This window comes from Rhodoferax sp. GW822-FHT04A08 (assembly GCF_058801025.1).
On sequence record NZ_JBXAMW010000006.1, the window covers coordinates 176,197 to 190,013 of the forward strand.

The window sequence follows — 13,817 nt, forward strand, 5'->3', positions numbered from 1 at the left end:
ATGAGCACCGAAAAAACACGCGGATTGCTGATCGTCGAAGACGATCTGGCACTGCAAAAGCAAATCAAATGGTCGCTGGATCGTTTTGATTCAGTCACCGCACATGACCGCGAAAGTGCGCTCGTGCAGTTGCGCAAGCACGCACCGGCCGTTGTCACCATGGATCTGGGATTGCCACCGGACCCCGATTCGGTATCCGAGGGCTTCAAGCTGCTGGAACAGATCATGGCCACGGCCCCCCATACCCGGGTCATTGTCCTGACGGGACAGAATGACCAGTCCAACGCCTTGCGCGCCATTGCCATGGGAGCATGCGATTTCCTCGCCAAGCCGTTCGAGCCCGAGATTTTGGACGTTATTGTTGAGCGTACCTTCCGGATATCCCAGCTGCAGGCGGAAAACGAACGTTTGCGCAGTTTCCACCATCCCGACGCCTTGAGCGGGCTGATTACGCGTGACCCGGAAATGCTGCGCATTTGCCGCACCATTGAAAAGGTAGCCAACACCAATGCGACCGTCATGCTGTTGGGGGAAAGCGGTACCGGCAAGGAAGTGCTGGCGCGGGGTTTGCACGATGCCTCGTCGCGCAAGAACGGAAAGTTCGTCGCCATCAACTGTGCGGCCATTCCGGAGAACCTGCTGGAAAGCGAGCTGTTCGGGTTTGAAAAAGGCGCGTTTACTGGCGCATCCAAACAGACGCTGGGCAAGATCGAGACGGCCAACGGCGGCACCCTGATGCTGGACGAAATTGGCGACTTGCCATTTTCCCTGCAGGCCAAGCTATTGCGCTTCTTGCAGGAACGCAAGATCGAGAGGTTGGGCGGGCGTCAGGAGATAGCCGTGGACGTGCGCATTGTTTGTGCGACCCACCAGGACCTGCATGCGCTGAGCAAGGAGAACCGGTTCCGGGAAGACTTGTATTACCGGCTTGCAGAGATTGTGGTGAACATCCCGGCCTTGCGCTCACGCGTGGGAGATGCCGCGCTCTTGGCCCATGCCTTTGTCCGGCGTTTTGCGCAGGAACAGAACCGGACCTCCATGTCCTTGAACGAAGGGGCCCTCAAGGCGATCGAGGCCTACCCCTGGCCGGGCAATATCCGCGAGCTGGAAAACCGCATCAAGCGAGCGGTGATCATGGCGGATTCCAACCAGATCACCCTGGAAGATGTGGGGCTGGCCAGCCCGGCACAAGACAGTACGGAAGATAATTCCTTGGACTTGCGCCTTATTCGCGACAATGCCGAACGCGGTGCCGTGATAGCGGCCTTGGGTCGTGTCAACGGGAATATGGTCAAGGCCTCCGAACTTCTGGGTGTCAGTCGTCCCACGCTTTACGACTTGATGCACCGGCTCGGCATCAAGTAGTTTTTTTCTGCTTTTCAATATTCTGTGAGAACAACAATGCGCTCTACAAAAATGGTTCGTGGTGCTCGTCTATCTGCCTTGGTGTTGGCACTGGTTCTTGCTGGGTGCGGACAGAAGCCCGAGGCCATGCTGTCGTCTGCCAAGGATTTCCTGGCGAAAAATGACACCAAGTCAGCGGTCATTCAGATCAAGAACGCACTGCAAGCCAATCCGGACCTGCCGGAGGCGCGCCTCCTCTTGGGCAAGGCATTGCTTGAAGCAGGAGACGCAGTGGGTGCAGAAACCGAACTGCGCAAGGCATTGAATCTCAAGGCGCCAGAAGACCAGGTGGTGCCCCTGCTGGCAACCGCCCTGCTGGCCCAGGGAAAAGCCCAGAAAGTGGTAGATGAATTTGGCCAAACTGCGCTTACGCAAGCCACAGCCAACGCAGACTTGCAGACCACACTGTCCTTGGCCTATGGTTCTTTGAGCAAAGTCGACAAGTCTCAAGCTGCCTTGGGCGAGGCGTTGAAGGCAGACGCCAACTTTGAGCCTGCGCGCTTGTTGCAGGCGCGCCTACGCGCACGCAATGACATGGATGGCGCGCTGGGTGATGTTGACGCAATCCTTGCCAAATCTCCACAAAACTACCAGGGCTGGAAGCTCAAGGGTGACCTGCTGATGTTCGGCAAGAACAAGCCGGACGAGGCACTGGAAGCCTATCGCAAGAGTATCAGCGTTCGGCCTGATTTTGTTGTCGGGCACGTAGATGCGGTCCGCGTGCTGTTCCAGCAGAACAAGCTCGATGAAGTGGAGAAGCAACTGGCCGGTTTGAAGGCGGTAGCGCCCAACCATCCCATGACCAAGACGTTGGAAGCCCAATTGGCGTTTCAACGCAAGGATTTCAAATCGGCGCGCGCCCTGTCTCAGCAGGCGCTCAAGGCAGCACCTGAATATCCAATGGCCCTTCAAGTTGCCGGTGCGACGGAACTGCAATTCAACTCGGTACTGCAGGCAGAGAGTTTTCTGAGCAAGGCAGTGCAGTTGGCGCCTGAGTTGACATCGGCAAGAAGGCTTTTGGCGGCTACCTATGCCCGGTCTGGCAATACTGCCAAGGCAATCGCCACGCTGGAGCCTGCCTTGGCAACTGAGCCGGTCGATCCGGACGTGCTGTCCCTGGCAGGGCAGATATATCTGCAGGGTGGAGACGCCAAGAAGGCCGAGGAGTATTTGGCCAGAGCCATCAAGCAGGATCCGCAGAATGCGCGCAAGCGCACCGCATTGGCAGTGACGCGTTTGGCCGAGGGCAAGGTCGATTCCGGCATTGCCGAACTGGAACAAATTGCCGGATCCGACAGCAGTACGGTGGCTGACATGGCATTGATCAGTGCCCATTTGAATCGCCAACAATACGACAAGGCGCTGAAGGCCATTGATGCGCTGGAAAAGAAGGATCCTGGAAAGGCAGGCACTGCCATACTGCAAGGCCGCGTCTACTTGGCCAAGAAGGATCTGGCCAGCGCACGCAAGAGCTTCGAGAGAGCCATGGGCCTGGACCCCAGTTCTTTCACGCCAGTTGCCAGCCTCGCGGGTTTGGATTTTGCCGACAAGAAGCCGGAAGATGCCAAGAAGCGCTTTGAGGCTTTCCTGGACAAGAACCCCAAGAGTGGCCAGGCCCTGCTGGCCTTGGCTGAACTGGCCGCCAACACCGGCGCCAGCAAGGACGTGGTCGGGACCTTGATCACCAAAGCCGTCACGGCCAATCCCACGGATGTGGCTCCACGGCTGCTCCTGATCGAATTTCATCTTCGTAACAAGGACCTGAAGCAGGCGCTTTCCGTGGCGCAGGATGCCCAGACTGCGCTCCCCGACAGCCCGGAAGCGTTGGAGGCATTGGGACGCGCGCAGCAGGCCAATGGTGATTTGAATCAGGCCATCACGAGCTACAACAAGATGGCGGCCCTGCAGCCCATGTCGCCGCAGCCTTATTTGCGTCTGGCGGACGCCTATATGGCAGCCAAGGACAAGACTGCCGCCGCGCAAAGTCTGCGCAAGGCGCTGGAGATCAAGCCGGATCTGAAGCAGGCCCAAACAGGTAGCGTCATTCTGGATATGGACGCCAAGAATTACCAGGGCGCTGTGGCAACGGCGCGTACCATGCAGTCGCAGGCACCGGCGGATTCTTCGGGGTACGTTCTGGAAGGCGACATCAATGCAATCCTGAAGAAGTGGGACGCGGCAACCACCGCCTACCGCAATGGCCTGAAGCAGGCGCCATCTACCGAACTGGCAATCAAACTGCTCACCGCCCTGCAGGCCTCAGGCAAGTCTGCAGACGCCGACAAGTTCTCTGCCACATGGCAAAAAGACCATCTGCAAGACCTTGCATTCCAGATGTATCTGGCCGATGGAGCGATCGCCCGCAAGGACTACCAGCAAGGTGAGCGTTCGTATCTTGCATTGCTCAAACAGCAGCCCAACAATGCCATGATTTACAACAATCTGGCTTGGATAACGGCGAAGTTGCACAAGGATGGCGCGATTGCCTATGCCGAGAAGGCGGTATCCCTTGCGCCCAACCAGCCGGCATTTATGGACACCCTGTCGGGTTTGTTGGCTGAAAAGGGTGAGTACGACAAGGCCATTGAAATCCAGAAGAAAGTGGTGGAGCTGAGCCGTTCCGCGCCTGGTTTCCAGTTGAACCTGGCGAAGATCCAGCTCAAGGCGGGGCACAAGGCAGAAGCCAAGGTTATTCTGTCCGAGCTGAGTAAATTGGGCGACAAGTTTCCTGGTCAGGCTGAAGTGGCCAGCTTGTTGAAGGACTTGTGACCAACCGCTGTCGGGAAAATTTACAACTCTCTTGCGGGCGTCGTGTTTTTCCCGGTTGTCTGTGGCTTTGCAGAGATAAGTTGTTGAATTTAAATGACTAATTAGCGGAGCTTTGAGCTGGCCTGAAAATTGCGTTCATGCCGCAAAAGGCTGATAATTGCCAAAGTCTGTACTTAACGGGAAGTTTCTATGTCCGAAGAACTCAATACATCACCGTCCAAGCCGTCGCTCGACACCGGGGCCATGGCAGTTGATGCGCTGGCCCGCAGGCGCGTGTTGTTGAGTGGTCTGGGCAAGGGTTCCGTGGTGCTGGCGGCGGCTTCGGTTCCCATGCATACCCTGGCAAGCACTTCGACCCGTTGCAAGACCGATGGTCACACCGGGCAAGTGGTGTGGGCCACCGTGTCGGGATGCCACTCTGCAGTGGGTTCGCGCATTCCTGCAGATACGCCTGTCAGCCAAGGCTACCACTGCTCGCATTACACCCAGAAGTCCTGCTGGCCAGGTTACAACAGCGATCCGCGCAAGGACACTTCTTGCGTGAACAAAAAGTTCAATGATATTTTCCCTGGAACCTCAGACAACAGAACCTGTTATGACATCGTGAAAAACGACAGCTCCAGCAGTAGTTGCCGCTGGGTGACTGCGTTTTTGAATGCGCAGACCTGTGTCTCCAAAAACTACCCTTACGATGCCAATGAAATCGTGACCCACTACCGGCAGGCCGGCTCCAACGGCTATCCTAGCCGCAAGGACTGCGAGAGCTTCTTCGGTACCCACATGGAGTCTTGCTACTCCTGATCCTTGCCTCAGGTACCTGTGGCAAATTTGACTGGAGCGTTCAGGCTGAATCCGGTTGCCCAATTGCATTGGGTCAGCTGGGACGATGAGTACGTAGTTTTTGAAGAGAGTTCGGGGCAGACACATCAGCTGGATGCATTCCGGGCCTTTGTCCTGAACTCGGCACTTGAAGGGGAAATCCAGGTCAGCGACCTGTTGGCGGACATGGTGAGTGCCATGGCCGTTCAAAGCCCGGAAGCGGCGACCCAACTGCTCCACAGCGTCATCGAAGAGTTTGAAACAGTCGGCTTGTTGGAAAGAACATCTGTGTGAACCTGGGTAGCCTGTCGTATGCAGAGATTCGCAAGAAACTCAAACACCCTGGGCTTGCCATTCACGTCGGACCTTTCACCTTTCGTATCGTTTCCAATATAGAGTCGATTGCGGACGGCTTGATCACGCTGTATCCGGACTACCCGGAGGCTGCTGAAGATCAGTTCGTGGACTACACGGTGCACATCGCCGGCGGCGGTGGATTGCGGCGCTGGATGCATCCGCAGGCAATTTTCCGGTTTGACGGGATTGAGCCGTTTACCCCACTTCCAGAAAACCATGCCTTTCCTCTGCTGGAATGGGCCATGAACTGGTGCGTGTCCACACAGGCGCATCAGTATCTGATACTGCACTCGTCAGTGATTGAACGCGAAGGCTGCGCGGTGATCATGCCTGCACCTCCCGGTTCGGGGAAGAGCACGCTGTGTGCCGCCTTGATCAACAGGGGCTGGCGTCTGCTGTCTGATGAGCTTGCATTGATTTCACTGACCGACGCCAGCATCACCCCGGTGGGGCGACCCATCAGCCTCAAGAACCAGTCCATCGACTTGATTCGGCAGTATGTGCCCGGCGCTGTGTTCAACAGCATCACGCCCGACACCACCAAAGGCAGTGTCACCCACCTGAAAGTGCCGACGGAGCAACTGTTGCGCATCCACGAAAAGGCGCGACCACGGTGGGTGATATTCCCGAAGTACGTGGGCGGATCCGCTCCCGAGCTCCAGCGCCGATCCAAGGCCAGCAGCATGCTGGAGCTGGGGCGCAATTCATTCAATTACATGGTCCTGGGACGCACCGGATTTGAAACGCTCTCGGCGGTAGTGGATGCCAGTGATTGCTACGATTTCAGATACAGCCAGCTGGACGATGCGCTGGCGGTATTCAACCAACTGGTGGAGGGGAGAAACGCGTGAACCCTTCCATGCTGGAGTCGTTCTGGGCTCACCCGGACAAGCAACCACAGTGGACCGGCGCTGAATGGGAAACTGTGCTGGGGCAGGCGCGTCAATCCCGACTGCTGGGTCGATTGGCGGCCCATTTTGTCGACAGAGGCTGGATGCCGCAGGTGCGCGTGGGACCTTTTTTGCATCTGGAAAGCGGCCTGCGGCTCACGGAACGCCAGCAGCACGAAGTCCGCTGGGAAGTCAATCGCATTGCACATGCGCTGCGCGACAAGAACGTCGCCGTGGTGCTTTTGAAAGGCGCCGCTTACCTGATGGCGGAGTTGCCCGCAGCGCGAGGGCGCCTGTTCTCCGATATCGATCTGCTGGTGCCGCGCGACAAGGTGGACATGGTCGAGAGTTCCATGTTTGCCGCGGGTTGGATTTCGGATGAGCGCGATGCTTACAACCAGCGCTACTACCGGCAGTGGATGCACGAGATCCCACCACTGCGGCATGTGCAGCGCAACACATACATCGATATCCACCATACGATCACTCCGCCGGTTTCGCGATTCAACGTCGATGGGGCGCATTTGCTGCAGCGTATAGAGCCCATACCTGGCTACCAGAATATTTATGTGCTGGCCCCCGAGGACATGGTGCTGCACAGCGCAGTGCATCTGTTCACCGAAGGCGAGTTCTACGCCGGGTTGCGCGACTTGCTGGATCTGAATGATCTGGTGAAGCACTTTGCGCAGAGAGCCACCTTCTGGAATGTATTGCTGGATCGCGCCATTCAGCTGGGTCTGCAGATACCTCTTTTTCATGCCCTGCACCATCTGGAACGGCTATTTGGAACGGTGCCTCCTGCGGCATTGGTCCCCAGAGTTCAGAAGATGGGGCCCTCTGGTGGGGCGAAGGTGTTCATGGAATGGGCTCTGGGTCTGGCACTGAGGCCTGCCCACCCCAGCAGTGACATGCGCCTGACCGGTCTGGCGCGGTGGCTGCTCTATGTACGTTCCCATGCGTTGCGCATGCCACTGCAGCTGGTAGTTCCCCATCTGGTTCGTAAGGCCTGGAAGCGGCGGTTCACGGAAGAAACATGAAACACCCGATACGTTGGAACCCCTTGCTCCTGGCAACCAGGTGTTTCCTTCTTGTCGCTTTGTTTCTGGGGATTGCCCATGCGGATACGGTTGAGACCATTTCCAAAGTCAAACCCTCTGTCGTCATCGTCGGAACGTATTCCCCTATCAAGACGCCACGATTCGTTCTGCGCGGCACGGGCTTTGTCGCGGGCAAGGGAAACTGGGCCATAACGAATGCGCACGTCATTCCGGAAGGCACCGATCTGGAGCCCGATTCCAAATTGGTGGTCCAGGTGAGAACCAATCCCAAAGGGCTGACCGGCCAGGACGACCTCAGCATGCGGCTGGCGACTGTCGTGGACGTGGACAAGTTGCATGACCTCGCGCTGCTGCAATTTGACGGCGCACCGGCTCCGGCCTTGGCATTGAGAAACTCGGATACGGTTCGAGAAGGGCAGTCGGTGGCATTCATGGGTTTCCCCATCGGAGGCGTTCTGGGCTTTTCTGCGGTGACGCACCGTGGCATCGTGTCGTCCATCACGCCAATCGCACTTCCTTCGGGCAATGCCCAGCAACTGAACGCGCGCACGATAGCCAGTCTGCGCAGCGGCACTTTCAATATCTTTCAGCTGGACGCAACGGCCTACCCGGGCAACAGCGGCGGCCCGCTCTTTGATTCCGAATCAGGCGAGGTGGTGGGCGTAATCAACATGGTATTTGTCAAGGCAACCAAGGAATCGCTGCTGAGTCAACCATCAGGCATCAGTTATGCCATTCCATCCAACTTTGTGACGCAAATACTGCAAAAGCAAGGTTCGAATTGATTAGACTTGAACACGGTCAGGGCGGAGGTAGGCGCATATAACGCATAAGAACCATTTGATGTCTGGGTGGACGGGAAGACAATCAGGCAAATTCAAAATAAACGTAGGGCAGTGGAAATGAAAATCGACGAAACGCTTCGTGCTCGGGTGGTCGACGTCCTGAGAGCCAGCAATGTCTTTGGATCACTCGATGATTTCGTCATAGCAGATCTTGCCAACGATCTGAAGATTCAAACAGCACGCGGCGGTGAAACCGTCTTGCGCGAAGGCGACCCTTCGAACAGCATGATGTTTGTCATTGCGGGAGGACTGAGAGTTTCCCGCAAGGACAGTACCGGCAAGTTGCTGCTGTTCAATGAAGTCCGACCGGGCGAGAGCGTAGGTGAGGCCGGCCTGATTCTTCAACAGCCACGCTCGGCCGACGTGGTGGCTGTGCGGGATTCGACCCTTGCGGTACTGCACAAGGACGAATACGAGGCACTGCTAGCCAAGCACCCGTTGGCGCTCAATCGCGTATTTGTTCAGGCTATCTACAACTACCTGCGTCACAACAACCTGACCAAGAAGCGGCACGCCGAATCCATTGTGGTCGTGCCTCTGCACAACGACGCGGACGCTCTGGAGGTCTCCACGGGGCTTGCGCAGGCCTTTGCAAAGATGGGGTCCACACACCGCTATACCTTGGCGGACAACAGCAAGTTTGCCCAGATTGCGGGCGATCAGGATGTAGAAGAAATCAGGCGCCAGGAATCACTGGAGTCTGATGTCGGGTTTCTGGTCTATGAAGCCGGTATGGACGCAACCGCCTGGACCCAGCGCGCCTTCAGACAGGCGGACCAGATTGTCTTTGTGGGAACGGCGGGCGCATCGCAGGACATCTCCGCACTGGAGAGCCAGCTCATGAAAGAGCCTGGCTACGCCATGAAGCGCAGGCACCTGGTGGTCCTGCATTCGCCCGGCTCCTTGTACCCGTCCGAACGGGGGCATTGGCATCGCGGCCGGGACGTTGAGCGCTACTACCCTACACGTCGCGGCCACTCCGGCGATTACGACCGCCTGGCGCGCTTCATCACCGGGAGCGCAGTGGGCATTGTCCTTGGCGGCGGTGGCGCACGGGGCTTTGCCCACTTGGGCGTGCTGAAGGCGTTGCATGAGTCGGGCGTGCCCATCGACCTGATTGGCGGCAACAGCATGGGCGCCTTGATCGGGGCGCAGTACGCCTGCGATATCCCTCTGGACGAGATCCGCGAACGTACGCAGAAGTTTGCTGCGGGCGGAGAGTTTCCCACCCTGCCGCTGATTTCACTGGTGTCCGGTAACCGGGTCCGACGGGATCTGATCCGCATGTTTGGCGACTTGCAGGTGGATGGCCTGTGGCGTCCGTATTTTTCTGCAGCCTGCAATCTCACCAAGGGCTGCACCACCGTTCAGGACAGCGGGCCACTGTGGCGGGCGGTTCTGGCGAGCAATTCGCCAGCCGGATTGTTCCCTCCGGTACTGGTCAATGGAGAGTTGTTGGTGGACGGGGCCATTCTGGAAAACGTACCCGTAGCCGCCATGCGTATGCGCCTGGGGACCGCACAGGAGCGGCGGCGCGGAAACGGGACCATCATTGCAGTGGATGTCGATGTGCAGGATGAATTGAGCGCGCCTCCCGACTTGCTCAAGTTGTCCGTATGGAAGACGGTAAAAAATTCGCTTCTTCCCAATTCATCCAAGACGCCGACCATCGCCCAAATCATGTACCGCGCCGGACATATCGGTGGTCTCAACCAGCGCGGTCAGACGATTGCACAGGCAGATATCTATCTGGAACCACCGGTCAGCAGCTATTCCATGATGGGATACCGCAGTGCTGCTGAAATAGCTGAAGTCGGCTATCGACACACAATGGAGCGCGTGAGCAAGTGGAAGAGGTAACCGCTAACAATTTGGGCAGCAACGTGTTGCCGCTCTCCCTGAGCCAGCGCGAAGTGTGGCTGGACCAAAGGGCTTGGCCTGGCAGCACGCACCTCATCATCGGTGGGGTGGCATATCTTGAAGGCCATCTTCAGGTGGAGACGCTTGCCGCGGCGCTGAAAATTCTCGTGGCAGAAAGTGACGCAATGCGCCTCGTACCCAATGAGGATGGTACGCAAGTGTTGCTGCAGGACATGGACATTCCACTGGACATCACCACGGCTGCGGTTGGTCAGGATATCCATGAGGCTGCGCAGTCCTGGTGGAAGCAGCATCTGCAGAGCACCTTCTCCTGGAGTGGCCGTCCTCCTTGGCAATTCGGGCTGATCCAGGGGGAAGCAAATCGCAACGCGCTGGTCATGCAATACCACCATCTGATGATTGACGGGTGGGGAACTGCCCGATTGATCCAGCGCTGGAGTGAAATCTACAACCTGCTGCATCAGGGCAAGGCTGTCGAACCGGATGCCTCTGCGAGCTACAGCAGCTTTGTGGATGACTCCAACAAATACATGAAGTCCGCCACATTTGAAAGCGACGGGACCTACTGGCTGGAACAGATGCCAACGCTGCCGCCGGTTCTCATCGACCGGCGGCATTCAAACGAAAGCGACTCCGCCGCATTGGCCGACGCATGGTTGAGCGATATTTCGCTCCCGTTGGCAGACTACGAAAAACTCCGCTCCTCCGCAGCGGAGAGTGGCAGCACCGTATTCAACTACTTCCTGGCCGCGATGGCGGTGTACTTCGCACGCATTACCAACCGCCAATCGGTTGCTATCGGAGTGCCCAATCTGAATCGCGCCGGAAAGAAGTTCCGCAATACGCTGGGCATGTTTGTGGGCGTGTTCCCAGTGAATGTCACGTTGACGCCCGGCATGACGGTGAAGGAACTGCTGGTCTCCATCGGCTCCACCATGCGCGGGGCGCTGCGGCATTCGCGCTATCCGCTGAGCGAGATGGGGCGGGCGCTGGAGGTCATGCGACTGGGACGGGACGGAATATTCGATGTGCTGCTGTCCTTTGAGAGGCAGGATTACGACGTGGCCTTTGGCGACGCCGTCATGGCTGAATCGCGCCAGCTGTTCAATGGGAAAGCGCGCTATCCACTGGGCGTGACGATCTGCGAATTTCAGACCACCCAGCATCCCGAGATGGTGCTGGAGGGAAGTTCCGCCTGTTTCTCCGAGCAGGAAGTGGCACAGATTGGCCAGCGTATCTGGAGCCTGGTGTTGCGCATGAGTGCGACGCCCGACGCGCCCCTCGACTCACTTCCACTGTTGTCCGATTCGCAGCACCTGCAGGTGCGCGCACTGCACCCCAGCACGCAGTGGAACGAGGGCTCCACACCCTACGTTACGCAGTTTGCGGCGCAGGCCCATGCCAACCCCAGCGCCGTTGCACTGGTATGGGACGGCGGCAGCATGAGTTACGCGGAGCTGGATCAACGTTCCAATCTGCTGGCGCGACGCCTGCGTGCTCTTGGCGCCACAACGGATGCGGTGGTGGCATTGGCCTTGCCCAGGTCAGCAGAACTGGTGGTTGCAGTGCTGGCTGTGTCCAAGGCAGGTGCTGCATTTTTGCCTCTGGACCCCGACGCACCGACAGCGCGGCTGGCAGACATCGTGCAGGAAAGCGGTGCCCTGGCCCTGGTCATCCAGGCTCAGGGGCCGGAGCGACTGGCCTCCCTGCATGCCAAGACACTGGTTGTTTCACTAAGCGATCCGTTGGACGACGAAGCAATGGCGCCGTTGGCGGTGGAAGTGACTCCCGAATCGCTGGCCTATGTGCTATTTACCTCGGGCTCCACAGGACGACCCAAGGGCGTGATGATGTCCCATTCGGCTTTGGCGCATCGGCTCAAATGGCTGACCAAGGCCTACCAGGTCACCCCCAGGGACCGGTCTGCACTCAGTACCCAGATTACCTTTGATCCATCGTTGATCGAGCTGTGCCTGCCCTTGATCAACGGGGCCAGCGTGGCATTGCCGCCGCCCGGCCGGCTACTACCGGAGACCCTTGCCGAATTTGCCATCCGCCACGGTGCCACGTTCATCGCATTTGTCCCTTCCACCCTGACCCGGTTTCTGGACAAGGCAGGCGGCCATCCCAACCTGAAACTGCGGGTGGCATGCTGCGGAGGCGAAGTGCTCCCTGCCGAGCTGGTCAATCGCTATCTGTCTTCCACCAAAGCCCGGCTGTTCAATGTGTATGGGCCGACCGAGGCTTGCATTTTTGCCACAGCCTGGGAGTGCGTGAGCGGGCCCGCATCCAATGTGCTGCCCATTGGTTTTCCGGTGGACGATACGTCCATCTATGTGCTGGATTCCAAGTTGCACCAACTCCCGCTGGGAATGCATGGGCAAATATTCATTGGGGGTGCGGCCGTTGCGCGTGGCTACCTGAACCGCCCCGATCTGGATGCACAGGCCTTCTACCCCGACCCCTTCAGGCCGGGTGGACGCATGTACCGCACCGGTGACACGGGCTGGTTCGGCGAGGATGGCAATCTGCATTTTGTCGGGCGTCTGGATCGACAGATCAAGTTGCGCGGCTACCGCATTGAGCTCGGCGAGATTGAAGCCGGACTGCTTCGTGTGGATGGTGTGACTGAGGCGGCGGTGAAGGTGGTGCAAAGAGGCGACAAGCCTGTGCTGCATGCGTGGGTCTCCACGTCGACCAAGCTGGGGTCCGATGAATTGCAGCAAGCTCTGCGTTTGCGTGTGCCCGACTACATGATTCCAGCAGGCATCACCATACTGCCGGAGCTGCCCATGGGGGACACCGGCAAGATTGACTATGCAGCATTGCCCGAACCCTCGGATCTTTTTGTTCCGCAGGCTGCGCGTCCGCCCAAGAACGAAATGGAGCAGAAGCTGCTCGCCATGTGGGAGGACGTTCTGGATGTCCGCCCCTTGAGCGTGTACGACAACTTCTTTGAAGTGGGAGGGGACTCGCTGGACGCCGTCACCATCCTGGCCGGTCTCGAAAAAATGGTGGGCCATTCCGTGCCCTTGTTCCTGCTGACCGAGAACCCAACCGTTGAGGCACTGGCGCAAATGCTGCGCAAGCCCATTGAGGCTCCCAGTTCCATCGTGAGTTTCAATGCGAACTCCAACAAGGCGCCGTTCTACATAGCCGCTTCCGGTCATGGCGACTTGATTCGTTTTCAGGCGCTGGCGCAGGAGTTGCAGGATATCTACGACGTCAGAATGCTGCAGCCCCCGTTGGGCCAGCCTATCTCCGGTGTTTCGCAGCTGGCGGAGCTGTATGCGGACATTGTCGAATCGCAGGATGCGCTGCCAGGATTCATCTCCGGCTTCTCTGTCGGTGGTATCACCGCTCTGGAGACCGCATGTGTGCTGCAGAAGCGTGGGTATCCCTTGCGCGGTCTGATCCTGTTGGACACCTTGTATCCACGCGCGATCTGGGGCGGTACCATTTTCTGGCACCTGTTTGTCTGGCTGGTGAGGAACTTCCGCCTGGGCGACCTGATGATGAACGGCCGAAAGATCAGCGCGATGATCAACGACGCCGCCTTGGTGGGCCAGGTACTGGCCATGGCGGGATACCGTGCGCATCGATTCGAAGGACGTACGCTGCTGGTGAAGACGTCCGGACTTTCACGCTGGGACTGGTTGTTCTTTGCGCCCTGGCGAACATTGCAAAAGGGCAGGCTGACCGAGAGTTTGATTCAGGGACTGCATGGCTCCATCTTCGAAGCCGACCAGATAGCCGGACTGGCCAGGGTCCTTCGGGGCGCAGATCAATAAGCC

General features: G+C 58.1%; 9 protein-coding genes. All 9 read left to right on the forward strand.

Translation table 11 applies throughout. The features are described 5' to 3' along the window. The 9 genes from prsR (at window position 1) to AC1RMF_RS14035 (ending at window position 13,814) form a co-directional block, all read left to right on the forward strand. Window positions 1-1,365 (forward strand): PEP-CTERM-box response regulator transcription factor, encoded by a 1,365-nt coding sequence (prsR, locus tag AC1RMF_RS13995; protein WP_493142189.1) that lies wholly within the window; start codon window positions 1-3, stop codon window positions 1,363-1,365. A 36-nt stretch (window positions 1,366-1,401) separates the two neighbouring features. Next, window positions 1,402-4,173 (forward strand): XrtA/PEP-CTERM system TPR-repeat protein PrsT, encoded by a 2,772-nt coding sequence (prsT, locus tag AC1RMF_RS14000; protein WP_493142190.1) that lies wholly within the window; start codon window positions 1,402-1,404, stop codon window positions 4,171-4,173. A gap of 189 nt (window positions 4,174-4,362) precedes the next feature. After that, window positions 4,363-4,974, forward strand: coding sequence for a hypothetical protein (locus AC1RMF_RS14005; RefSeq protein ID WP_493142192.1), 612 nt, complete (start codon window positions 4,363-4,365; stop codon window positions 4,972-4,974). A gap of 18 nt (window positions 4,975-4,992) precedes the next feature. Next, on the forward strand, window positions 4,993-5,286 hold the full coding sequence (locus AC1RMF_RS14010) for an HPr-rel-A system PqqD family peptide chaperone (protein WP_493142193.1): 294 nt from the start codon (window positions 4,993-4,995) through the stop codon (window positions 5,284-5,286). Beyond that, a complete protein-coding gene (locus AC1RMF_RS14015; protein ID WP_493142195.1) occupies window positions 5,283-6,200 on the forward strand; it encodes an HprK-related kinase A in 918 nt (305 codons plus the stop codon). The genes AC1RMF_RS14010 and AC1RMF_RS14015 overlap by 4 nt, the downstream gene beginning before the upstream one ends. Then, complete coding sequence (locus AC1RMF_RS14020; protein WP_493142196.1) at window positions 6,197-7,276, forward strand: nucleotidyltransferase domain-containing protein; 1,080 nt, start codon at window positions 6,197-6,199, stop codon at window positions 7,274-7,276. The genes AC1RMF_RS14015 and AC1RMF_RS14020 overlap by 4 nt, the downstream gene beginning before the upstream one ends. Next, window positions 7,273-8,082, forward strand: a complete 810-nt coding sequence (locus tag AC1RMF_RS14025; RefSeq protein WP_342618728.1) for a S1C family serine protease — start codon at window positions 7,273-7,275, stop codon at window positions 8,080-8,082. Before AC1RMF_RS14020 ends, AC1RMF_RS14025 begins: the two co-directional genes overlap by 4 nt. Window positions 8,083-8,199: 117 nt before the next feature. Next, complete coding sequence (locus tag AC1RMF_RS14030; RefSeq protein ID WP_493142199.1) at window positions 8,200-10,002, forward strand: cyclic nucleotide-binding and patatin-like phospholipase domain-containing protein; 1,803 nt, start codon at window positions 8,200-8,202, stop codon at window positions 10,000-10,002. Between the two features lie 23 nt (window positions 10,003-10,025). Continuing rightward, a complete protein-coding gene (locus tag AC1RMF_RS14035; protein ID WP_493142200.1) occupies window positions 10,026-13,814 on the forward strand; it encodes a non-ribosomal peptide synthetase in 3,789 nt (1,262 codons plus the stop codon). Window positions 13,815-13,817 lie beyond the last annotated feature (3 nt).

Bases quoted from the DNA above. Each gene is read 5' to 3' on its own strand.
- prsR (WP_493142189.1), top strand. From the start codon at position 1: ATGAGCACCGAAAAAACACGCGGATTGCTGATCGTCGAAGACGATCTG.
- prsT (WP_493142190.1), top strand. From the start codon at position 1,402: ATGCGCTCTACAAAAATGGTTCGTGGTGCTCGTCTATCTGCCTTGGTG.
- AC1RMF_RS14005 (WP_493142192.1), top strand. From the start codon at position 4,363: ATGTCCGAAGAACTCAATACATCACCGTCCAAGCCGTCGCTCGACACC.
- AC1RMF_RS14025 (WP_342618728.1), top strand. From the start codon at position 7,273: ATGAAACACCCGATACGTTGGAACCCCTTGCTCCTGGCAACCAGGTGT.
- AC1RMF_RS14030 (WP_493142199.1), top strand. From the start codon at position 8,200: ATGAAAATCGACGAAACGCTTCGTGCTCGGGTGGTCGACGTCCTGAGA.